Consider the following 22,285-nt stretch of genomic DNA (forward strand, 5'->3'; position numbering starts at 1 on the left):
TATAGGTGGGTGAGATCGGTGATAGCGAGAAAAGAAAATCTATTCGAGGACATCGCAGGAGCATATGTCGGTGAAAGTCTATTTTTCTGACTATTTCTCAGTTTCTCCGGAAACACTCAAGGAGCATGGAGCTCTAAACGTCTCGCTCATTAATGATCTTCCGTTATTTATCGACCCCTTTTTGCTATTTAATAGCGAAAAGAAGGAATATATTGATCTGCATGCCGCCATCATCAAATACATTCGGTTTCTAAGAGAGTTATCAGGGGGTGGCAAAACTAGCGATGGTCACGTCAAACACCTCTTCACCTTCAAAGAGGTGAAGCAAAATTGGCTTGGGTATAGCATGGTTGGTAACAGTGGCTCAGGTCTAGGCGCGAAGTTTGCCACCGCCATGAATGAGAACCTGTCAACTATCTTCAGCAACTTTGGCGATGAAAAAATTACCAAAGGAAGCCATCTAGAGAAGCTATGCCTCATTAAAGATGGGGTTGGCAAAGATGCCATCAGCGACTTCACTACAAATCTAATCAAAAGCTATCTTTGCGAGTACACCCAGTCTTTTGCAGAAAAGCACCTAGCAAGTAATCGCATCAAAGTCGTCGATGTGTCGCACGCAACATTTAATTACGATCTACGACGTTGGATGCCAAAGCAATACAAGCTCCCATACATTGATGGTGACTATGTACTTCTCACCCCTAAGGACATCCTTACCAAAGATGAGGCATGGATAAACCGTCATGATATTGTGGCTGACTTCGAAGATATCCTCGACGCCGTACCAAACGACGTGCTTCGCGCGCAAATTAATGACTACTTTCTTCGCCAAATCCCCGATGATGCAAAAAAAAAGGACATGAACGAAGCGGCCATTAGGGCCATCCGTACATTCCCTCAAATCATCGACTATTACATACGGTACAAGGAGGACAACGGAGACAAGGCCGTTGCAGTCAGTGAAGAGAGACTGAAAGAAACCGAGTCGCAGTTTATCAATCAAGTGTCGAATCTCATCGAAAAGCTTGTCGAGGACGACAATTTTTACAAGACTCCGACCGACACATTCGAAGAAACGAGTCGACGGGTCCAGTTCCTCAAGCAAGTCATCGAGAAGAACGACGGCTACAAAATTTTCTATATCAAGGGAAAACCCGTACAGCGTGAGGTCGACCTTCAACTGATGTTTCGACTGACGTGGTTTGCATCCAGCGATGATGTAAACGCTGAAGTGAACAATGGTAGAGGCCCTGTAGACTACAAAATATCGCGCGGCTCAAAGGATGCCACTCTTGTAGAATTCAAGCTTGCAAGTAACTCGAAATTAAAACAAAACCTTGCCAAGCAAGTTGAGGTCTACAAGGACGCCAACCAAACTAAGAAGTCAGTCAAGGTTGTTCTACATTTCACGGATGAAGAATACGCAAAGGTCAAAAGAGTAATGAAAGAACTCAAGATCAAGGAGGGACATGACTTCGTCCTCATTGACGCGAGCCGCACCAATAAACCGTCAGGCTCAAATGCAAAATAAAAGTGGAGGACGACCTCGTGGGAAGGAATTCTAATGGGCATCAACCAGACTGAAGTCGATACGCACTGGAACTATTTCCTCGCACTTGAAGAGGACTTCCTGTGTATATCCAGATATGTACATTTCAACGTAGCCAACAACAAAGCCTACTCTATCGAATTCGCAAGAATCATTCTCGCAGCAGGCTCAGAAGTCGATGTCGTCGCCAAGGCCTTGACCAAACAAGTGATAGGCGAAGACACCGAGAATATCGCAGAACACAGAAAGGCGTTACTTCCTACCTATCCTGAAATTTCAAAGCACACGGTATCTATGGATCGGTTCGGTATGACCGTGACACCTTGGGAGAATTGGGGCGCGGACAAATCACCGGAGTGGTGGTCAAGCTACAACACTGTCAAACACAATCGTGGACGGAATTTTCAAGAGGCGAATCTTGAGAATACATTCCGTTCTGTAGCGGGTCTTTTCATTCTTCTTATCTACCACTTACGAACAATGGGAGCTAAAGAAGTCCATCCACCTCCGCGCATTCTTTCAACGGAAGAAACATTCACATCCTTTGCAACCGACCCAAGAAGAAGACTATTTCTTCTTTATTCGCTGAATTATTAACAAGGAAATTATCGGGGTAGCTGAGAAAACAGGGGTCAGAGTGCACTTTTATGTGTGACACTTCGAAAGTCCGTTCTGACCCCAGTTCTCCGTTCTCTTTCGACCGCAGCGTTATGGGTCCAGTAGCAGTTGACGCCCATGACACGACATCTTGCTCTTTTACTGTCTTTGCTCCTTCCGGCATCGAATGTTGCGAACGCCAGGTGTTTGCTAGGTCAGCCGGCGACGGTTCGGCTTACTGGCGTCCTTGAGCGCGTCACGTTCCCAGGTCCACCCAACTACGAGAGCGTCCAGAGCGGCGACGCACCCGAAACCTACTACGTCCTGCGCTTACCGGAGCCAGTAAATGGGGTCAGAGTATATTTTTCCTGGCACTCTTGAAAGTGCACTATGACCCCAGTTCTGGTTTGATCCTTCTTCACGGCGCGGCTTAACTCAGAGTTAGATCTTGCTCACATCGTCTCGGTGAATCGAATGAATATAGCTTTCCTCTTCAATTCAGACCATCCTTCTCTCGGTGGCTATTACGGCCCGCCGGTAATGGATCTGATACTCAAAACTGGCATATTGCAGAACGAAGTACGCTCAATGCGGGTTTCGGTAGGTGACATCCTTACCTTTAGCGCTGCTGGCGAGAGCAAAGATCCAACTTACGATTATCTTGTGCAACTCTGCCGTAAGGTGTACGTTCCTAATTCATTTCATCATTTGAATATGGAAAAATTGGAGGCAACATTCAGAAATGCGACAGTTTACTGCTGGCTGGTCCAAAATATCACATCAGCAGCTGCACAACTGCTGGATCAAAAATTAGATCCAGTTGATTGTTATCTAGGCGCTATGGACGTGAACTTCTCGACACCTCTTCATCTAAAATTCTTCCGAAATAGTTTAATCGAGAAGTACAGGCTGAATGGAAGAAGGTGCGCTGTCTTCTATGATATGGGCCTAAACGAAGATCCAGACATCTCTGTCAAGGAAAGTTTTGAAGAGCACGGGTACATCGTCTCCTATGAAGATCAAGGTGCTCGCCGAACAATCTTTGACAACTACGATACCCTCGCCCACTTCAAAAGAGTTGAGTCATTTAAAGAATTTTGCTCTACGCTTCCCGAACTAACGACTGATGATGCGTCAGATTTAGCGCATAGTTTGGAGGAGCTTCATCCAAAACTATTTGATGCGTTCGCAGCCGCAGCTAGGACGCTTGATCGAGCAGAAACAGAGGAAGACTACGCTCAGGCTGCCCTGTCAGGGCGAAGATTACTTGAAAGGACAGCAGATTCGCTTTTCTCGCCCAGCGACACCGAATGGAAAGGACGCAAAGTCGGTGCGGCTCAGTACAAAAATCGCCTTTGGGCGTACGTGGAGCAAGCCTTAGAAGCGAGTGGCAATGCATCTGAACGTCTTGTTCCACTGGGGAAAGAAGCTGACCGACTTGTAGACTTATTCAATGCGGGCCTTCACGCCGCACCCACTAAGCAGAAGGTCGAACTCGCATTTCGCGATCTCATTATCTGGCTCTCAGTTGTTATCAAAATCAACCCGGAAATGGCTAGGGACCCATATGAACCATATGGTGACGAGCTTGCTTCTTTTTGGAATTCGGTTGTTTCAAGACACAATGACGAGACCTAGTAATTAATTCAAGCAGAAGTAGCAAGAAATATAGCGGGTCGGAGTACACTTTGTGTGCGCGAAGTCTTTAAAAGTCCGCTCTGACCCAAGTTCTACTCGACCCCAGTTCTACTCAGGAGAGGAAAAACAGGGGTCAGAGTACACTTTTCTTGTGTGCGACACCTTTGAAAACTAGCTCTTGACCCAGTTCTAATCTCGTCTCCCGGCAGCAGATCGCCTGCCGCTTCGTTCGGTGTCGTTGCCCCACTACGCTCATTGCCTCGGTCTCGGTTACGTCCAGCAGCTAGGCAACTTGGCAGGCCCCAAGACGGCGATCTGTGGCATGCTCGGTGGCAGTGCTGGGAGCACGGTGCATATTTCACCACCTCTTGGCGTCACCGCTTAACCATTCTTCAGGCCGATGTCGCTCTGCGGCTGGGCTTAATTTAGGTGTTAACTCTGTGGACCAGCCTCATCCTCACATTGACGTTGAGCAAGAGCTCGCCCACGTCATTCGGTCATTGGGCGGCCGAGTGCTTGAAGACGAACACGGTTCGACCCTACCTTTCAAAAACAGTGACTATTACTTTCCGGGATTTGGGATTGCCGCCGAACTGAAGCGGCTTGTGCTCGATCAGGAGTCCGATCCCAAAGCGCAGGAGTGCATTCAATCTAAGTTCAATCAATGGATGGAAGACGGAACCATTGGTGTCTACTACGGCACGCACAGGATCAACTCCGGCGACCTCCCCGAGCGCTGTCAGATCGAGCTTCTGGACTGCTTCAGCGCACCGCTTCGGCGTCGAATCCATAAAGCCAATAAGCAGTTGAAGCAGACACTTGCCCACTTCAAGCCGAAAGCGCCACGGGGCCTTCTATTCATCGTCAACGACGGTAATATGTCGCTCAAGCCAGACATTGTTCGGTTCCTGATCACGAGGATTCTCGGTAAGGATTTCGGCACCATCAACTCCGTTGTGTACTTTACAGCTAATCTCGCTGCAAGTTCGCACTTAACGGAAAAGGACGTTTTTGTTTGGGCACACTTAACCCGAAAGAGCGTTACTGAGCCGATTGATTCGTCATTTGTCATGACGATATTTGATGCTTGGGCTAAACGCGTGGAGCTGATTCGCGGCGACTACGTTGAGCGGATCGTCTTAGATAGGCTTCATATGGGCGATATGGAAAACAAACCACAGAGCTAACATTCGTCCAAGCCGATGCAAGTAGAAATAGGGCAGAGTGCACTTTTGTTGTTTGCGACACCTTTGAAATTTCACTCTGAACCAGCTTTAAAACCCCAGCTTTAAAACCTGGTCCAGCCCGGATGAGGCGCGGAAGACGCACACGTGACGACGACAGCTGACGACCTCAAAGTCCAACTCGCCCGCTCGGGTGTCATCCTGGAGATCGGGGGATTCCGGCCGCCCGACGATCCCCTGGCGAGTTGGTTCGGTCGCGTGAATGTCTGCGCGCCGGGCGAGATATGGCCGGAGACGGCGGGACGGCCGATGCATGCGCTGTGTCAGATCAACGTCAGCGAACTGCCACTGCGGCCGGCCCGCCTCGCGGATATCGCACTGATTGCGGTGTTCATCGGTCCCGATACGCTCCCGGTCGATACGCCCAACGAGGAAGGGTGGTGTCTGCGGGCTTACACGCGCCTCGATGGACTGGTCCCGCTGGCGCCGCGGAATACCAATTCGCCTATCAGCGCATTTCCGATGCGGGCGCATGTCTTTCATGACGACTACCCGTGCTGGGAGGATGCGCCGACGGATCTGCCAGCAGATATCGAAGCGCACTACCACGATCTCTTCCGGAACCTGGATGGCTTCAAGCTGGGAGGATGGCCGACGCTGATCCAGGCCGAGATCTTCTGGGCGCCCTTCAAGCGCCATCCCGCGTTGCCGGAATTCGTCTTCCAGATCGACTCCACGGACAAGGGCCGCTGGATGTGGGGCGACGGCGGCGTCGGCTACCTCGGCCGCGGGACAGTGCCCGGGAAAGAGGACGACTGGGCGCTTGCGTGGCAATGCTAATAGCGACACCCGACGGAGAGGACTGCGGAACTATGTGCGCAATTCAACGGGTGGCGCATCAAGCGAGGTCCTAGCCAGGCTGCGCGCTATTGTGCGCAGTGCGCCGACAGGTCTACTCTGATCCAGCTGTCTGGGTGATCACATTAGGGGGTGTGATATGAAGTATGGAATGCTTTCTTTGGTCCTGCTGGCGGGTCTTGTGGCGTGTCAATCCACGCCATCGCCGCGATCGGCCATCGCACATGGGGATGGCGCGTCGCCGGACCGCCCCGTCGATCTGTCCGCGGCGCATAGCGAAGGCGAAGGTATCGCGGCGCAACGCAACTGGCTCGATCAGCACTACCCCGGCGCGCGCATCAAATCGCAGTCGCTGTTGTTCGAGCCGTCGGCCATGGACCTCATCACGGTCGTGCTGCCCTCCGGCGAGGAGCGCGAGGTCTACTTCGACATTTCGTCCTACTTTGGGAAGTGGTGAGCGGCGCCATCGCCAGTATGATGCGACACGCTTGCGTTAGCGCATCTGCATCAAACGCCCTGCAATGATGAAATGCCAACCTCACCGCCTTGCAGATCGATCCAGGCACCCACGACATGAAGCGACATATCCAAGCGCTTGGAGCCGCGACCATCTTGGCGTGTGTCACCGGGTTCATGCTCTTCGGCTATTCGCCGACGCCCTGTGCCTGCGAGACGCCATGGCAGCTGGTGTATTCCGCGTCCGGCTTGCCGTCTGACCGTCCCTATCGGACCTATGAAGCGGAGCAGCTACAACGTGGCCTTGACCGCCATCTTGCAGGATCGACTGTAGCAGGTTCGAGCGACTACTTCTTCGACGCCTGCCAGGAAACGGCACCGCGGCGGCGGCGATGCGTCATTGCCACCGAAGAATCGTTGCTGCGAAAGTCGGGCTACGTGATCGAGATGGACACGGACGCGGAGGGACGACTCGAACGCACCCATGTGACGACTTACTCGGCGTGGCGCTAGCCGTTCCTACGCGGGAAACAGATCGCATGCAGCGATGATTCGTGTCATCTCGGAATTTCTCGTGTCCGATGACTTGAGAACCGCGACGGCAAGGTTATGCAACAATGCGCGTCGGCCGCTGGAGAGAAAGTATGAAAAAGCATCTCGCCATACTGCTGCTGATCGTGGGCCTTGTCTGTAATGCGCCCGCGCTAGCCCAATTCTCCAGGTCGCCCTTGCTAGGCAAATGGGTGCTCGATGTCGCGAGCATGCCGGTGCCGCCTGACAAGCGTCCGAAAATCGCCACGCTCACCTACAGTGATGTTGGCAAGGGCAAGTGGCAGACGAATGCCGACATCGTCGGTGGCGATGGACATGACATCCATGCTGTCGCCATCTATCCGCTTGATGGAACCGCGGCCACAAGCAATGGATACCCGACGATCGACACCACGGCCGTGTGGCTGCCGGCGCCGAACGTGATGGTCGCAGCGTTCTACTTGAAGGGAATGCCACGCACGACGCGCACTTACACCGTCGCCCCTGACGGCAAGACGATGACAGAAACCGTGGTCTGGTTGAACATCTACGGCGAGCCGCGATCACGATGAACCGCTTCAACCGCGCGGAGCAGCAATAGCAATGACCTGTCGGTGGTATTTGCCGTAGCGCTGCGCTGGCGGTTGCGGCACAGGGCCGAGCAACAATTTAGGCCATGTACGCAGCCGGCAGCGTGCTGGAAGAGCCGCCTATGCATGTGACCAGTTAATCCAGGTCGAAGTCGTAACGCACTACAATGCGGCGCAGAGTTTGGATGGACGGGAACAACATGCGCGGTTTGAACACTTCGTGCGGCGACCTCGTTACGGACGAAAATTCAGGTTCTGCGCTCAAGCCGGTTGCTTGCGTCGACCCACCACTAAGCACATCAGGCGCATCCAATGGATCTGTCCCAACTCGACTTCCACGACGCGACGCTGTTGGGCGTTTCCCTCGACCCGGCCGAGCGCGCCGCCGAGATCCGGCTCGCTTACTATCCGACCAGTCAATCGCGCGAGCGGGTATTGGGTGTCCTTTGCTTCAGTGGCGTGACACGCTTCAACCAGATCGCGGACCTGGAGGCGTTGCAGCAGCACGCTGGACCCGGCAACATCAGCCAGTTGGTCAGTGGCGAGCCGCCGGGCGTCAGTCATCTTTACCTTGTCCGCGGATTGGTCGAAATCGCAGCGACATCGGTTGCATTTCTTGTCGTGCCTGACAACTCGCAACAGACGGCATGCTCTCTTGATGTCACTTGAACTCGAGGCCTGTCAGCCAGGATTGCCTCCATGAGCGTTTGGTTTCTGCTGCTGGCGTTGGCTCCCACTGTCGCTCCCGCACAGCCTGCGGGTCGCTATGTGGCGGTGACAGAGACGGAGTACCAACTGGAGCTGGTCCTTGATCGCTCTGGAACTGCGCGTATCAAGCGCCACCTCTGGGAAGCCGACCACTCGACGGCCGACGTCCGCTCCAGTCTGAAGGGGCATTGGGTCTACCGAAACGACGCGGTTGAGGTGACGTTTGCCCCCGGAAAGGCCGCTTCTTTCCGGCTCGTCTCTTGCCTGTCGTACGCGGAGTTCGACGGGTATGGCTGTTCGCCTGGACTCAAGCTCATCAAGACCAGCCTTCCAGCACGTTGGGGCCTGGAACGGTTCGGCTTGTGGCGTGCGGATCTTCTACGGGCGGGCAGGGGCAACTAGCCAAAGAGGTGATATGACCGGACCTAGTCTATGTTTGGTGCTATGTTCCGAGCGATGGACTCCATTGCGGCTTCTCCGCTCGCTGCGATTGAGCGAAGCTCGGCGAGCACGGCTCATCCCCCCAGAAATCAACGTGGTGTAATCGGCATGCTGAGAATTATCGCAATTGCGGCTTGCATGTGCTTGCTGATGGCGTGCACTACCCAGGTACGGCATCGCTACCCGACCATCGCGTTTGTCGAAAGCAATGACACGGGAAAGGAGGTCAGGAAACTAACGTTCGAGCTGACCGACCAGCCGGCCAAGACATGCATTGCCGGTGAGTGGAAGCAGGCACGTGTCGTATCTGATGCCGGGCGCTATACCGAGTCTCCTGCTTACACCATGGAGGACGGCAAGCTGGAGGTTCTCTTGGTCAACACGGTGTGTGATGGGTACGACTCCTACGTCGGCGCCATCACCGGCACGACGTTCTCTGGTGAGCATGTCGCGTATGGGCTCGGCTTCCACAAAGCCCTCGGCAAGGTCGAAGGCGCCTACCAGGCGCCGTGAGGTGTGGCTAGCGAACGCGTTTGCATCAAATCGGCCTTCTGCTGGCCCGGCACAGGTGCTGATTCCAAAAGCACATTCGTCAGGCCAGGCGACGGCCAGCCAGGCCGGATTGACTGCGGCCGATCACTAGGTAAGGATCACGCCACACCGAGCCTAGGCGATCGGATCGCGATGGGATGCCATGAGCAAGTACACCTTCGAAATAGTGAACTTCCTGTCTGATCAACAGGTCGCTGAACTGGAGGCTGAGTGTGCGCCCTCGCTTCGAATGCTCAACTTGCGCTACACCCCGGACGTGGATCTTTCGCAAGGCTACCAACCGGAAGCTGAGTATCTTGACGTGGTTCGGACCTCCTGGTTGGTCGATGAAGAGAGTGACCGCCCCGAACACACGGTGTTGGTCGAGGGGCTTGGATTCGCCTTCGGCAAGTTATTGCAGCAACGCACCGCCCTGCGTTGGTGTGTGGCGCAGGACAGCGACGGCACTTTTCTCACGATGGGGGCGGATGGACGAAAACCCGGCAAAGGTTTCGGTCCCCGTCTTCAGCTATGTCGAGAAGCGGGAAACGCTAATGAACGGTGAGGTCTTCAGCGACTTCTTCAAGCAAGTCTCGCCCGACCTGCTCGGTGCTTGAGCCGACATAGACATGGCGTGCCGGCGGAATGCGCTTTCGACGACTGAGCTAATGTTGATCCGCACAACGACGCACTCCATCCAGGATGTACGCTGATGACGACCTGCCAAAAAGGCATTTCTCCGGTTGGTTGGTATGTAGGTACCTACGTGATTCGTTTCATCGAACTCGATGCCGTTGGTAACGACGACCCACAAGAAGAGTTTCTGGTATGGGAAAACACGATCATCGTCAGTGCTCCGGATTTCGATGAGGCCTACCGGAAGGTCGTTGCCGTCGCGGAGACGACGACCGGTCCCTACAAGGGCGGTCCCGACGGGGTTCCCGTCCAGTGGGTCTTTGAAGGCGTGACGGAGCTCATGCCCATCTATGAGTCGCTGGAGGATTGGTCCGAGATCATGTACGAAGAGCAAGAGTCCATGCGGCTGGACGCGCTGAGACAGCGGGTGATGTCGCTGGAAGCGCTGAAGGATCAACTGGATGCATGACCACGAAGCCATGAAAGCACCACATAGCGTACGCAGCAGGTGCGAACGCTCGGGTCCGCTTCGCCGATCTGCGTCATGTGTTCTGCAGGTCGTAGGCCAACCGGTCCGAAAGCCAATGCAGGTCTGCGGTCGCATTTTCCTCGGCCTGCGGCTCGGCGAGGCATCCAATGCGCCCTGACCGTCCCAAGGCTACGTCTGTCTCGGTCGCCCTGCTTGTCGCGACGCACACGATCGGACTGGCGCAGATGATCGGTCTGTCCGGCACGCTGGATGTGCCGCTCTGGCTGCCTTACAGCGCCTTGGCGGTCCTCTATCCGCTGGTGATTTTTCTGATCGTGATGATGATGCGTGGCAGCCCACTGGCACGCAGCATATACACGGTAGTTGGCTTACTTGGTCTGGTTTCTACTGCGAGCTCCGCCAATCATCTCGACATGGTGGGCTGGTTGATCGTGGCTGCGAAGCTCTCTGCAATGGCATTGCTCTACGTACCAGCCAGCAATAGTTGGTTCGCGGCCCAAGGTATCGAGGCAGATTCCGCAAAGAAGACCGTTTGAAGACCCCATGACCACATTCCAATTCCAACCCCGCTGGAAGGAAGAACTCGTCTGCACCGGTCCTGGCGGCGAATTCGTTCTGGATTTCCCGATGGGCGTGCCCACGGTCTACGTCCCCACCGAGCATGCCTGGGCGCAGAGTGCACCTGCATGGGCGCGCGACCTGTGGCCGGTGTTCAAGGCCGAGCTGGAAGCCTGGTGCCAGGCGCGCGACGTGCAGTTCTTCCTGGATGGATCGGCCAAGTGCTACGGAGCCACTGCCAAGGCCTAGGTGAACATGCTGACAGCAGGCGGATGCGCGTGGCTTGGTATCCTGGCGCGCCATCGCAGCAAGGTCTCCAATGAGCCAGAGTGCAGAGCGCGCCGACGCGACGAACGTCCCGCTGTATTACCTGATCGTGCCGGAATCGCACGAGGTGCTCGGTCCGTGGGCGGACGCGTTCCCGGCGTATACCGTCGTGGTCGGCTACTCGAGTCTCGGTCACTTCTTTCTGCATGATCCGGCCAGCGAGGATTACGCGGTGCTGCATCCGTTCAAGACCGCCGGCAAGTCGTATGGCGCGCATGCCTCCATCGCGGCGTTCGAGGCAGCCATCCTGCGCGATCCGGGCTTCGAGGAGTACGTGTTGCGCGGCGACCACGTCCGGGCGATCGCGGCGCGTCTCGGCCCGTTGAAGCCCGAGCAGATCTACATCCCGCAACCGTATCCGACGCTGGGCGGAACGGAAGCACCCGAGACGTATGACAAAGGCGATGTATGGGTCTTTGCGGACCTGATCGCGCAAAGCGTGGGTTTGTGACGTAAACCCGAACGATTTCGTAAGGCATGCCTGATGGGGATGTGGCGCGCAAGCCGTCAATCGACACGTGTGCTGTGTCTGCTTGTCGGCGTGCTACTTGGTTTTGCCGCGTTCTGTGTGGGTGTTGATCCCGGGTCTCTGCTACGGTCCGGAGTATGCGTGCTGCTCGCGATCGGTGCCAGCATCTATCTGTTATCTGTGTTTCTGGGCAGTGACGCCTGGCGTAGTCGCTTGATTGGGCTATGGCCGGGCATCTAAAGGCACGCTTCCAGGGAGAACCCAGGCGGCACCAAATCGCCGCCCGGATCAGATGCAACGCGGAAACCGCAGAAGCCGCGCCTCAGTGCTTCGCCGCCTTGCGCCGGTAAACACCATTGAAACTGACGTTGGCGCCACCGCACTCCAGATTGTCCGATGCAACCAACAGGTCGCCGACCAGCTGCAGGCGTACCTTGCAGTCGTCCTGGCTGAGTTCCAGCCGGTTGCCTTCCGGAAAGCCGCGTGCGGTGACGGCGCCCAGGTTGGGGCCGCCGGGCCTTTCCTCGGGGGTCGGGTTGGCGCTGGGCCAGTAGGCATCGCCGTTGGCGGTGATGGTGCCATCGCCGTTGGCGAGCAGCTGAAGCTCGTTGTCGCCGTCGTGCCAGTGGCCGACCCAGGCCTGCGGCTTCGGTGCGGCCGTCGCCGGCAGTGGTTGCACGCTGGACGCCGCCACCCAACCGGCGCTGCCGCCGACCTTGTTGGGGTAGAACGCGCAGACGAAACCGCCCTGGCGCTGCGCCAGGATCACCGTGTCGTCCTTGACCACATAGGCGCGCTGCCGGCACGCGGCCTCGCCCTTGGCCGGGCAGCCGTCGTCGTCGTTGAGCAGGTACAGGCGCGGCACCGCGACCTTGGCGAGCGAGAACCCGGCCGTGCTCATGGGGAAGCCGCCGTTGCGGCACATCGCCGTGTCCTCGTCTGGCGCCGCGTGGGCCAGTGCGGGAAACGCCAACAAGGCGAGTAGCCAAGTCTTGTGCATCAGAGTCGCTCCAGAGGTGGGGCAACAGTGTGGTGCATTCTGGGTGAACCGGTGGCGAGCGAATCGGTAGGCGAGGATGTAGCGGCGTCTGGCCGGCATGACGCTGCATCGCGTGGCGCAGCTCATCGCACGTCATGCGCGTCGACCAGCGGCATCGACGTCGGCGAACGCCTCGACCTGTAAGGTGGATGCCATCGGGCACACCGCGGGGATACCCTTGCGGGGGGTTCGGCTTTCAGACGCAAGAGGGTGGTGGGATGGCAGTGAAGTACCGGGCGGGCGATGTCTTCGCGATCCCGTTGGACACGGGGACGTACGCGCTCTGCCAGGTGCTGTGGGCGCCGCAGGGTGACTATCGCAAGGTGGTCGGCTTCTGTGTGCTGGAACAGCAGGCATCGGAACCGACGCTTGGCCCGTCGCCGGCACAGCCGCTGCCGGTGCGTGATGGCGACAAGGACCTCCGATTGCTGTTCACCGGCACCCAGAAGCTCAAGAGCGGCGAATGGCGGATCACCGGCCATGCGCCGCTGTCCAGCGATGCCAGGGAGCTGCTGACTTTCCACATCGCCGGGGAGCTGCACGAGGGCGATGCCTTCGTGCGGATGCTGTCGGTGGACGAGTACGTCCGCTATCGGTCGATGTCGGTGCTCGGATTCGAGCTGGTGCAGCGGCTGCTTAGCGACAGCCGGTGATCGAGGGCGCGGCCGTTGACGGCCAGTGGCCGCTCGGCGAGCATCGCATGCGGCCTCAACACAAGGGCGTGCCAACGCCGCACATCACTTCTATCTGGCTCAGATGACACCATGCCCGCAAGCCTGCTGACCGAAGTCGTCCTGCGCCCGCTGTTCGAGATCGTCCTCTACGGCCTGTGCTATGTCGTCGGCATGCTCGTGGTGCCGGCGTTCTCGTTCGGCTACTACAGCGTCGAACCGTGGAGCAGCAAACGGCGCAGCAGGTCCGGCAGGCGCAGCGCCTATCTGGCCCCACGCGTGGTCTCGGCCGACGCGGCGGCCTTCTGGGGCGGGCTCGCCCTGGTGGGCTTGGGGTTGTTGGGCTATGCGCTGTGGCAGGCAGCGGGCAGCTAACGCCGAGGCTAGTGAGGCAAGACACAAGAGTCGGGTCGCCTAGGAGAACAGCCATGGCGCAGTCCAAGACACCGTCGCCGTATCGCTGGAGAACAGCGATACGGCGCCATCTGCCCTGGTTCCTGATCGACCTTGGCATCGCGGCCAAAGGCGCCGATTGCGAAGCTGTGGGCGGCAGCCACACTTGGTACAACGTCGACGGCCCGCGCAGCGGGTGCTACCACTGCGAGGTGATACATGTCGGACGTCTGTGGGAGCAGACGGACGTCTAAGCCAGGAGCGATGACAGTGACAATCGCTCTTCGCTCATGGGCTGAGCAAGTGGCATCTAGAGTGACCTTATCTGCCTCGGCATGCCTCCGCTTCATCCATATCAACATTGCTGTATGAAGGTCGACACGATGGCCAAGGATCTCTACTGCTGGCGTTGCGACAAGATTGTGCCGATGTTCGACGAAGAAGAGTGGGAGGCAATGGGTCCCGCTCTGTCCGAGTCGATCAGCGACATCCAGGAGCTTCGACGGGAGGCCGGCATCTCCTTGCGTGAAGCGCTGGCGAAGCCACACGGGCAGCGGGCGCTCAAGCTGCATCAGGAATTGACCGGGCGGACCGAGACCAATCCGGCCGTGATCTGGCACCATCGCATTTCCATCTATGGACCCCCGTGCCACGCTTGCGGAAAGCCATTGCGAACGCCGCGGGCGAAGCTCTGTGCCGCGTGTGGCAGGAGCGTCCCCGCCTGATACGCCTGGCAGCGCGTGATTGGATCGGACCTGCCGGTATACGTGGGCGGATGTCGGCGAAAGAGGAGCACATATGCGAGATCCAGAAAGAATCGATGGCGTTCTCGCGGCGGTGAAGGAGGCATGGCAGCGTGACCCCGATCTGCGTCTCGGTCAGTTGATGATGATTGCGGTAAAGCCCGAGTTGCCCTGTCGCGAGATGTTCTACATCGAAGACGACGCATTATTGCGGCGTCTGCGGAATGATGCGGACGTGCGCGGCTTCGCATCGGCCCGCCGTCGGGACGAAATGCTGACCTTGCGTCGAGCGGTCAGCGAGGTGCTGCACTACATCTGGGACCCTATCGGCATCGCGGGGACCCCGCAGGCGCGCGACGAGTACGATGGCTATGTCGAGCCGATCTGCAGTCTGCTCTGGCAAGGCGCAGACCATTCGGCGCTGGTTCGTCATCTTGTGCAGATCAGCGAGCAGCGGATGGGCCTTCCCGGGATGCAGCAACAAGCCGAACGGGTGGCAGACAGGTTGCTGCAATGGCGTGAGATCGCGACAGGCTGAGTAAGGAGCGCTAAGCGCCACGTTGCTTCCACACCCCCGCCTATGCCACCGTTGCATGGCTATGCTGGATTTCCCCTCTGCAATGGACTGCACCTGACGCTCATGCCCCACTCCGGCACCTGCTTCACCACGCGGTACACGCTGTCGGCGCTGCGCGACCAGATCGACGAGCGCCCCGAACTGGTGATGGCGTTGGAGTGCATGATCGAGGTGGAAGAGGAACACTTCCCGGACCCGCCGACCTTTGCGGCGCTATCGCATCTGGGGCAGTGCACCGCATGCCAGGCCTGGAGCGCTGCCTGGATGGACGCGCAGTTCCCGGAGCGGGTGGTGCGTCGCAAGCGAATCGCACGCTACTGCTGCAGCAGCATGTTCGCGGCAGTGACCAAGCCGGACAGGGTGGTGCGGATCGGGTTCGAGTTGTTCCGTGGCGAGGATCCGACCTGGTACCTCAACGACGCGATCTGCGTGCAGTTCTGTCCGTGGTGCGGGCAGCGCCTGCCCGATCAGCCGTTCGAGCCGGATCTGGAGCCGGATCCGGAGCCAGCACCATGACGCCGTGCCGTCGCGTCGCCGTGATCGCCGCAGTGCAACCGGGAGGGTCGACCGGCCTGCGGATTCCTGTCGACGTTGCCGATCCGCCGAATAATTCGGATGGTTTTTGCCGCCACGTGGCGACGCCAGCACATGGCGGGGTGCCGTGAGGCAGCGACTACTTGCCCTCGCGATCGCGCTGCTGTCCGCCGGCTGGGTACTGCCAGCGTGGTGCGGCGTCGAAACCTGGCTGACGTTCTGGCAACGCCGGGGCGTGTCGGCGATGCAGCATGATCCTTCCGGCGATTCGTTCCCCTACCTGGCCTTCGCCTCGGCCTGTTTCAAGGTCGCCGGCGTGTGGCTCGTTGCCGCGATCGGCATCTGGGCGTATCTGGGCGCGCGTGCCTGTCTACGACGGATGCGATGAGTTGTCATGCAGGCGTGCTGCAATGGATCCGGCCGGTTGCGGCGATGGCATCCGGTTCCGGTAGCCGGGCGCTGCGAGCGCCGTACGCATCGCGCCGCGTCCGCGGGCCGCAGACGACTGCACCGGGCCGCATGACGCACCGCGCCGCTGTCCACCTGGACCGACGCGCGTGCGTTCACCCTCCGGCACTCCGCATCTGCGCATGCTATGACGCATGCCGCGCCGATGCGGGCGTCCGTCATCCGATCATTCGAGAGTCAAGCTGCCGCATGCATCCTGTCATCCACTTCCGCTCCCGCCTGCTCGAGGTGAGCGCCGAGCCGGAGAATCCGATCAATCCGATCCGTGGCAGTTCGCTGCTGGACTGGCTGCGCGTGCGTGTGGGCGACGCCATGGTCCTGTCCGAACCGGACCCGGAGGATTGGGGCTGGGCCTCCGAAGCGGAATGCCAGGGGCGCACCTATCTGGTCGGTGCCTACGCCGAGGAAGAGGTCGATGGCAACCATACCTGGATGCTGCAGATCGAGAAGGAGCGCTCGTTCTGGGAGCGGCTGCTCGGCCGCCATGCGATGCGCGACGACGATCCGTGCTTTGCGCGGCTGCATGCGCTGATCGCGGCCGAACCGCGGTTCACCGATCTTGTGGTGGAGCGCGAACCCTGACGGCCGCTGCCGTCCCGGTGGCACCGCGACGCGGCGCGCTGTCACGCCGCCGCCGACTGCAGCACACGCGCCATCGCGCTTGGGTATGCTCGGCGGCCCGTCTCCATCCGCGTGCCCACCATGCCGATCCGAACCCTGTCGCTGTTCCCGTTGCTGTTGATCGGCACCTCGCCCGAGGTGATGGCGGCGTCCAAGCATTGCCTGCCATATGGGCCGACTCAGGTCACCCTGTCCGGTACTCTCGCGCCGCCGTCCACCAACACCGCCGCGCCCACTGCCCCGCACACGCACTCGCATGCACATCCGGACGCCGTTGCCGCTGCCGGTGCGGCAGCGACCCAGGAAGAGGTCCTGATCCTGCCGCAGCCGCTGTGCGTGGCGGCGTCGGCGGACGGACGTCAGCCGCGGCACGAGCAGGTGCGCCAGCTGCGGCTGGCGGTCACCGCGGACCAGGCGGCGCATCTGCGTGAAGAGGGGACCGGCCAAGTGGTACGGGTGACGGGAAGACTGGCGCATGCGCCGGCCGGCCCGGATGCACCGCCGCTGCGCCTGAGCGTGCTCGGGGTGGACAGCGACTGAGGGCATCGCTGCTACGTGCTTTTGCCGCGACTCGGCGGCATGGGGGGCGTTGCGTAGGAGCGGCTTCAGCCGCGACCGGCGTCACCGGGAAAGCCCATCGCGGCTGAAGCCGCTCCTACGTCGCTTCCCACCTTAGTTTTCCATTGGTCAAGCGCGTTTCGCGTTGCCCAGGCCCGCCTGGTTTCCGCGTCCACGTCGGCCCCTGGCTGGTGCACGGTGGCGCATTCGCATTGACGGCGCGCAGCGCCTGGCCGAGGATCGCCGTGCCGCGCCTGGCGGCCCAAGGTGTCACCGATCCATGAGGGGGAATGCGGTTTCTATGTGCGATAAGTCTGTGGCTGAGCGCGTTCGCCGCCATCGCGAGTGAATCGCCGGCGCGCACTGTCCAGACGTTCTATGCCTGGACGATCGCGCCCGAGCACGCCGACGGCGACGTTGCGCAGGTCCGGCATCTGCTGGGGCGGGAATTGTTCGCGGCGCTGGAGGCGCAGCGCGCCTACGAGGCGGCCTGCGCCAAGCTGGTGCCGGCAGACATCAAGCCGCACATGCTGGACCAGAGCCCCTTCTTCCTGTGGCCGGACCAGCCCACTGCGCTCGTTTCGACGACCGAGCAGGCCAAGGGCGACACCGCGCGGGTACGTGCCCGCCTGGCCGTCGACGGCCTGCAGTGGACGGACACGGTGGTGCTCGGCCGCCAGGACGATCGCTGGGTGATTCTCGACATCGCCTGGCAGGAAGGAACGCTCACCCGACGCCTGGCCGACTTTGCCGCGCAGCGCTGCACGCAATGACGTCACCGGCGTAGACGAGGGAAGCGCGATGGATGACGTCGCCAGCCGTACCGCGCTGCTGCTGAGCCTGCAGCGCGCCCTGCTCGGTGAAGTGCACCCGCAACTGCGGCAGGCCTCGATCGAGGCCGACCAGGCGTGCCGCGTGGTCCGGTTGCGCTTCGAATACGACGGCCCGCCGATGAAAGCGCCGCGCGAACGCTGCTCGTGCGCCGCCACCGAGGTGCTCGCGGACTTCCCGGCGAGCTGGGACCTCGAAGAAGCGCATGTCGCCGTGCCGATGCCGGCGCCGCTGCAGCCACTGCAGCATGTGGCATACCTGCGCGCAGAACCGGACGCTTCGGCCTGAATGGCGCTGTGGGGTTCTATCGTTCCCCCGTGCCCGCCTCCACCACCCCGGGGATCGGCGTTGCCGCCGGAAACGCGTCGCGCAGCAGGTCCACGCCTTGCTGTGGCTTGGCCAACGGCGTCAGGTCCTGGCGGTCGGCGCGCAGTTCGGCGCTGCGATGCGGGGCGATGGCGTCGCGGTGGGCCTGCAGCTCCGGCTGCAGTTCGCCGTCGCGGTTGAATGACCAGGCCAGCATGGGCTCACCCAAGGGCAGAGCATCGCCGGGCTCTGCGCCGTCGCGCGAATGCCAGGTGTGCCAGGTCTTGCCGTAGCTGTTGAGCTTGCTGCGCATCAGTGCCTTCTCCGCGGTGAGCGGCAGGCCAGGCGCGGACAGTTGGCCGGATAGGATCTCGCCGTTGTGCGGGTGCCAGTAGCGACGCTCCTCCGGCGGCAGCCGCTGGAACAGGACTTCGGAAATGATGTACTCCACGCCGGTGAGGTTGGCCTGCGCGGTGTCGCCGTCGAACAGGGCGCACTGGGCGAAATCCTCGTTGACCTGGCGGCAGAAGTGGTGGGCTTCCATCTGCTGGTGCGGGTGGTCGCGCATGGGGTGGAAGCCGATCAGGTGGATGTCCAGCACCGCCGCCGGGCCGTTGTCCTGCAGCGCCTTGGCGCCGGCTTCCAGGACCCGGGTCTTGGCGCTCTCGGTCGCGCCGGGCGGTTGTGTGGCGGGTTCGCTGCGGTCGCGGCCACAGGCGGCCAGCGTCAGCAACAGGGGAACGAACAGGATCCGGCGCCTGCGGTCTCTCCAAGGGCGGCGCGGCGCGCGGGACCGCATGTCCCGGACGCGCGGCGCACGACGGGGGCAGCATCGGCTGCATCGCGTTGATCGACCGTGCCCGCGGTGTCTGCGCGGTGTGGTGATGCGCAGGCCTGACCACGCGGCGGCGCGATGCATGCAGGCCCGCGGATGTCCGCTGCGACCGCTTGGCGTGACGTGATGCGGTCACGCACCGTCGCGCCGTGGCCGCCACGCCGTCATTGCAATGGCGGTGCAACACAGACGACATATCGTGCCGCGCTGCGCCACCGTATGGCGCATGCCGTCGCGTGCTGCTGCGCAAGCCGAACGGACCCGATCTTGCGCGCTCACAAGGATTCGACATGCTGCATTCCGCTCTCTCCCCGCGGCCGCTGACCGCGCGCGCCGCGCCGGCCCGTACCCGCCTGGCGCAGGCCTGCGCCGCCCTGGTGCTGGCCTCGATCGCCGCCGCCGCCGCCGCGCAGGACAGCGCGCCGTCGCTGGCTGGCAGCGAGACCCGCCCGGCCAATGCCGCCGGCAATGGCGATGCGGCGACCTCGCTGGACACCATCATCGTCACCGCCGAGCACCGCGAGCAGAACCTGCAGGAGGTGCCGGTGTCGGTGGGCGTGGTGCAGGGCGAGGCCATGCGCGACTTCACCGCCGGCGGCGACGACACCCTGCTGGCGCTGTCCGGCCGCGTGCCCAGCTTCTACGCCGAGACCACCACCGGCCGCATCTTCCCGCGCTTCTACATCCGCGGCCTGGGCAACATCGACTTCTACCTCGGCGCCTCGCAGCCGGTGTCGATCATCCAGGACGACGTGGTGCTGGAGCACGTGGTGCTGAAGTCCAACCCGGTCTACGACGTGGACCAGGTGGAAGTGCTGCGTGGTCCGCAGGGCTCGCTGTTCGGCCGCAACACCACCGCCGGCATCGTCAAGTTCGACAGCATCAAGCCCAGCGACGACTACACCGGTCGCGTCACCGCCAGCTACGGCAGCTACAACACCGTCTCGGTCGACGGCGGCATCGGCGGCCCGATCAACGACGTGCTGTCGTTCCGCGTGTCCACGCTGTACCAGCACCGCGACAACTGGGTGGACAACACCTACACCGGCCCCAGCGCTGACGGCACGGTCACTCCGAAGAAGGATGCGATGGGCGGCTACGACGACCGCAACGCGCGCCTGCAGCTGCTGCTGAAGCCGAGCGAGAACTTCTCGCTGCTGGGCTCGTTCCACACCCGCGACTACGACGGCACCTCCACCCTGTTCCTGCGCGGCGCGCTGACCAAGGGTTCCAACAAGGTCGACGTGCCGCGCGACCAGGTCGCCTACGACGAGGCCCACGACAACCCGCAGGCGTACAAGACCCACGGCGCCTCGCTGAAGGCGATCTACGACTTCGGCGGCGTGTCGCTGACCTCGATCAGCGCCTACGAGACCACCTCCGGCTACAGCCGCGGCGACACCGACGGCGGCGCTGCGGCCAACTTCCCGGTCAACGGCGTGCCCAACGGCTACGGCCAGTCGATGGGCCAGGTGCGCGACCTGGACCAGTACACCCAGGAACTGCGCCTGGCCAGCGAGGGCGACGACCCGCTGCAGTGGCAGGCCGGCGCGTTCTACTTCGACGGCAAGGACACCACCGACTTCTACCAGCGCGCCTATTTCCTGCAGACCGCCGCGCGCAATCCCAACAACTGGGTGCGCCTGCACAACAGCAACACCTCCTGGGCCGGCTTCGGCCAGCTGACTTACAAGGTCACCGACGCGCTGACCCTGACCGCCGGCGTGCGCCAGACGCGCGACAGCAAGGAGACCAAGCTGCTCAAGACCGCCGACACCGCGGCCGGCGTGGTCACCTACAAGGGCCGCCGCGACGTGCGCCTGGCCGACACCCAGCCGAGCTGGGACCTGAGCGCGATGTATGAGATCAACCCGAACGTCAACGTGTACGCCAAGGTCGCCCGCGGCTTCCGCGGCCCGACCATCCAGGGCCGTTCGGCGGTGTTCAACTCCGACTTCACCACCGCCGACTCGGAAACCATCCTGTCGTGGGAAGCCGGCATCAAGAGCAACCTGTTCGACAACCGCCTGCGCCTGAACGTCACCGGCTTCACCTACACCGTCGACGACATCCAGCTCAACGGCAACGACTCCAACGGCAACGGCGTGCTGTTCAACGCCGACAAGGCCAAGGCCTACGGCATGGAAGCGGACCTGGACTGGCGTCCGATCCCCAACCTGTCGCTGACCGCCGGCCTGAGCCTGCTGCACAGCGAGATCCAGGACAAGCGCGTGTATGCCCAGGTGTGCGGCCTGAATGGCGTGGTGGTATGCACGGTGAAGGACCCGACCATCCGCATCGGCAACAACACCTTCGCCCAGATCGACGGCAACCCGCTGCCGAACGCGCCCAAGTACAACGTCAACCTGGCCGCCCGCTACGACATCCCGGTCAACGACGGCGGCGCCTTCTTTGTCGCCACCGACTGGAACAAGCAGGGCTACACCAGCTTCGTGCTGTACGACTCCACCGAGTTCACCTCCAACGGCAACTTCGAAGGCGGCCTCAAGCTGGGCTACACCGGCGACTACGGCGCGTGGGAAGTGGCGGCGTTCGCCCGCAACATCACCAACGAGAAGAACCTCAAGGGCGTGATCGAGAACTACATGGCGGCCGTGTACAACGAACCGCGCATCGTCGGCGTCTCCTTCAACCTGCACTGGCACTGATCGCAGGCATCGCAGCATACGCGCCGGCAGCACCGCCGGCGCCAGCGGGCGGGAGGGTCAAGAGCCCTCCCGCCCGTTTGCGTTTCTCAGAAGCACGTTGCCGTAGCTGTAGCCCCAGCAATATCCCTGGCCGTTGCTGTCGCTGTCGCTGGGCTTTGGCTGTCGCTTTTGATTTGCCGGGTTCCCTTCCGAAGCGGCGGCCAGTTCGGGGAAAAACCCGAAGGGCGGCGCACAGGGATGTGCGCCGTTCGCGGCAGGGGCAGGGCTCGCCGGAAAAAGGCGAAGCACTGCTTCGCCCCGGCGGGCGGGCTGGCGCCGTGAGGCGACTGCCCCGGACTTGGCTGCAAAGCAGCCAAGCCCCTTCCGCGAATCCCCGGTGCACCCGCGGACCCGGAGCGCGCAGCGCGGAGGGCGCAAGGCAGGATGTGCTTGACCAGCCTTCGGCTGTGGTAAAGCGCTTCTTTTGGTTACTTTTCT

30 protein-coding genes are annotated in these 22,285 nt (G+C 60.6%); 28 read left to right on the plus strand and 2 right to left on the minus strand.

Annotated features, from left to right (window positions below; translation table 11 throughout):
• Positions 1-70: 70 nt before the first annotated feature.
• The 16 genes from ACP93_RS21195 (at position 71) to ACP93_RS13615 (ending at position 11,545) form a co-directional block, all read left to right on the plus strand.
• On the plus strand, positions 71-1,531 hold the full coding sequence (locus tag ACP93_RS21195; protein ID WP_082143472.1) for a hypothetical protein: 1,461 nt from the start codon (positions 71-73) through the stop codon (positions 1,529-1,531).
• Between the two features lie 33 nt (positions 1,532-1,564).
• Entirely contained in the window at positions 1,565-2,146 is a 582-nt protein-coding gene (locus ACP93_RS21780; RefSeq protein WP_131721629.1) for a hypothetical protein, read from the plus strand.
• Positions 2,147-2,620: 474 nt separating this feature from the next.
• Positions 2,621-3,784, plus strand: a complete 1,164-nt coding sequence (locus ACP93_RS21790; protein WP_131721631.1) for a hypothetical protein — start codon at positions 2,621-2,623, stop codon at positions 3,782-3,784.
• Positions 3,785-4,224: 440 nt separating this feature from the next.
• The gene (locus ACP93_RS13565) at positions 4,225-4,971 is read left to right on the plus strand and encodes a hypothetical protein (protein ID WP_131721632.1); all 747 of its coding nucleotides are present in this window, start codon (positions 4,225-4,227) and stop codon (positions 4,969-4,971) included.
• Between the two features lie 144 nt (positions 4,972-5,115).
• Positions 5,116-5,808 (plus strand): DUF1963 domain-containing protein, encoded by a 693-nt coding sequence (locus ACP93_RS13570; RefSeq protein ID WP_228136036.1) that lies wholly within the window; start codon positions 5,116-5,118, stop codon positions 5,806-5,808.
• Positions 5,809-5,977: 169 nt separating this feature from the next.
• Positions 5,978-6,283, plus strand: a complete 306-nt coding sequence (locus ACP93_RS13575; RefSeq protein WP_131721633.1) for a hypothetical protein — start codon at positions 5,978-5,980, stop codon at positions 6,281-6,283.
• A 116-nt stretch (positions 6,284-6,399) separates the two neighbouring features.
• On the plus strand, positions 6,400-6,795 hold the full coding sequence (locus ACP93_RS21200; RefSeq protein ID WP_082143468.1) for a hypothetical protein: 396 nt from the start codon (positions 6,400-6,402) through the stop codon (positions 6,793-6,795).
• Between the two features lie 131 nt (positions 6,796-6,926).
• Positions 6,927-7,385 (plus strand): hypothetical protein, encoded by a 459-nt coding sequence (locus ACP93_RS13580; RefSeq protein WP_048491209.1) that lies wholly within the window; start codon positions 6,927-6,929, stop codon positions 7,383-7,385.
• Between the two features lie 330 nt (positions 7,386-7,715).
• Positions 7,716-8,072 (plus strand): hypothetical protein, encoded by a 357-nt coding sequence (locus ACP93_RS13585; protein ID WP_048491210.1) that lies wholly within the window; start codon positions 7,716-7,718, stop codon positions 8,070-8,072.
• Between the two features lie 30 nt (positions 8,073-8,102).
• Positions 8,103-8,513, plus strand: coding sequence for a hypothetical protein (locus tag ACP93_RS13590; RefSeq protein WP_048491211.1), 411 nt, complete (start codon positions 8,103-8,105; stop codon positions 8,511-8,513).
• 147 nt (positions 8,514-8,660) lie between these two features.
• Entirely contained in the window at positions 8,661-9,065 is a 405-nt protein-coding gene (locus ACP93_RS13595; protein WP_048491212.1) for a hypothetical protein, read from the plus strand.
• 181 nt (positions 9,066-9,246) lie between these two features.
• Positions 9,247-9,648, plus strand: coding sequence for a hypothetical protein (locus tag ACP93_RS21795; protein ID WP_131721634.1), 402 nt, complete (start codon positions 9,247-9,249; stop codon positions 9,646-9,648).
• A 147-nt stretch (positions 9,649-9,795) separates the two neighbouring features.
• Complete coding sequence (locus tag ACP93_RS13600; RefSeq protein ID WP_048491213.1) at positions 9,796-10,188, plus strand: DUF4288 domain-containing protein; 393 nt, start codon at positions 9,796-9,798, stop codon at positions 10,186-10,188.
• A 245-nt stretch (positions 10,189-10,433) separates the two neighbouring features.
• Entirely contained in the window at positions 10,434-10,745 is a 312-nt protein-coding gene (locus ACP93_RS13605) for a hypothetical protein (RefSeq protein WP_131721635.1), read from the plus strand.
• A gap of 7 nt (positions 10,746-10,752) precedes the next feature.
• Entirely contained in the window at positions 10,753-11,016 is a 264-nt protein-coding gene (locus tag ACP93_RS13610) for a hypothetical protein (RefSeq protein ID WP_048491215.1), read from the plus strand.
• A 70-nt stretch (positions 11,017-11,086) separates the two neighbouring features.
• Positions 11,087-11,545, plus strand: a complete 459-nt coding sequence (locus ACP93_RS13615; protein WP_228136037.1) for a T6SS immunity protein Tdi1 domain-containing protein — start codon at positions 11,087-11,089, stop codon at positions 11,543-11,545.
• A gap of 340 nt (positions 11,546-11,885) precedes the next feature.
• Here the strand turns inward: ACP93_RS13615 and ACP93_RS13620 are convergent, their stop codons facing one another.
• A complete protein-coding gene (locus ACP93_RS13620) occupies positions 11,886-12,563 on the minus strand; it encodes a hypothetical protein (protein ID WP_048491216.1) in 678 nt (225 codons plus the stop codon).
• Between the two features lie 257 nt (positions 12,564-12,820).
• On the opposite strand from ACP93_RS13620, the gene ACP93_RS13625 reads away from it, so the two are divergent.
• The 11 genes from ACP93_RS13625 (at position 12,821) to ACP93_RS13670 (ending at position 18,286) form a co-directional block, all read left to right on the plus strand.
• Positions 12,821-13,255, plus strand: a complete 435-nt coding sequence (locus ACP93_RS13625; protein ID WP_048491217.1) for an Imm26 family immunity protein — start codon at positions 12,821-12,823, stop codon at positions 13,253-13,255.
• Positions 13,256-13,366: 111 nt separating this feature from the next.
• Positions 13,367-13,648: a hypothetical protein gene (locus tag ACP93_RS13630; protein WP_048491218.1), complete on the plus strand. Its 282-nt coding sequence runs from the start codon at positions 13,367-13,369 to the stop codon at positions 13,646-13,648.
• A gap of 53 nt (positions 13,649-13,701) precedes the next feature.
• A complete protein-coding gene (locus ACP93_RS21800) occupies positions 13,702-13,920 on the plus strand; it encodes a hypothetical protein (protein WP_131721636.1) in 219 nt (72 codons plus the stop codon).
• Between the two features lie 114 nt (positions 13,921-14,034).
• Positions 14,035-14,391 carry a hypothetical protein gene (locus tag ACP93_RS13635; RefSeq protein ID WP_053069754.1) on the plus strand — a complete coding sequence of 119 codons (357 nt, stop codon included), beginning with the start codon at positions 14,035-14,037 and terminating at the stop codon, positions 14,389-14,391.
• Between the two features lie 73 nt (positions 14,392-14,464).
• Entirely contained in the window at positions 14,465-14,947 is a 483-nt protein-coding gene (locus ACP93_RS22325; RefSeq protein ID WP_228136038.1) for a hypothetical protein, read from the plus strand.
• Positions 14,948-15,049: 102 nt separating this feature from the next.
• Positions 15,050-15,502 (plus strand): hypothetical protein, encoded by a 453-nt coding sequence (locus ACP93_RS21205; RefSeq protein ID WP_082143469.1) that lies wholly within the window; start codon positions 15,050-15,052, stop codon positions 15,500-15,502.
• Between the two features lie 106 nt (positions 15,503-15,608).
• The gene (locus ACP93_RS13650) at positions 15,609-15,908 is read left to right on the plus strand and encodes a hypothetical protein (RefSeq protein ID WP_228136039.1); all 300 of its coding nucleotides are present in this window, start codon (positions 15,609-15,611) and stop codon (positions 15,906-15,908) included.
• 269 nt (positions 15,909-16,177) lie between these two features.
• A complete protein-coding gene (locus ACP93_RS13655) occupies positions 16,178-16,570 on the plus strand; it encodes a hypothetical protein (protein ID WP_048491220.1) in 393 nt (130 codons plus the stop codon).
• A gap of 120 nt (positions 16,571-16,690) precedes the next feature.
• Positions 16,691-17,149, plus strand: coding sequence for a hypothetical protein (locus tag ACP93_RS13660; RefSeq protein ID WP_048491221.1), 459 nt, complete (start codon positions 16,691-16,693; stop codon positions 17,147-17,149).
• 308 nt (positions 17,150-17,457) lie between these two features.
• Positions 17,458-17,940, plus strand: a complete 483-nt coding sequence (locus ACP93_RS13665) for a DUF3828 domain-containing protein (RefSeq protein WP_048491222.1) — start codon at positions 17,458-17,460, stop codon at positions 17,938-17,940.
• Positions 17,941-17,968: 28 nt separating this feature from the next.
• A complete protein-coding gene (locus tag ACP93_RS13670; RefSeq protein WP_228136040.1) occupies positions 17,969-18,286 on the plus strand; it encodes a MafI2 family immunity protein in 318 nt (105 codons plus the stop codon).
• Between the two features lie 16 nt (positions 18,287-18,302).
• Here ACP93_RS13670 and ACP93_RS13675 read toward each other — a convergent pair whose 3' ends face one another.
• Positions 18,303-19,037, minus strand: a complete 735-nt coding sequence (locus tag ACP93_RS13675) for an OBAP family protein (protein ID WP_228136041.1) — start codon at positions 19,035-19,037, stop codon at positions 18,303-18,305.
• Between the two features lie 392 nt (positions 19,038-19,429).
• On the opposite strand from ACP93_RS13675, the gene ACP93_RS13680 reads away from it, so the two are divergent.
• The gene (locus ACP93_RS13680) at positions 19,430-21,808 is read left to right on the plus strand and encodes a TonB-dependent receptor (protein WP_048491223.1); all 2,379 of its coding nucleotides are present in this window, start codon (positions 19,430-19,432) and stop codon (positions 21,806-21,808) included.
• Positions 21,809-22,285: the final 477 nt, after the last annotated feature.

Origin of the sequence: Xanthomonas sp. NCPPB 1128 (genome assembly GCF_001043115.1) — a bacterium.
Taxonomy (GTDB): Bacteria; Pseudomonadota; Gammaproteobacteria; order Xanthomonadales; family Xanthomonadaceae; genus Xanthomonas_A.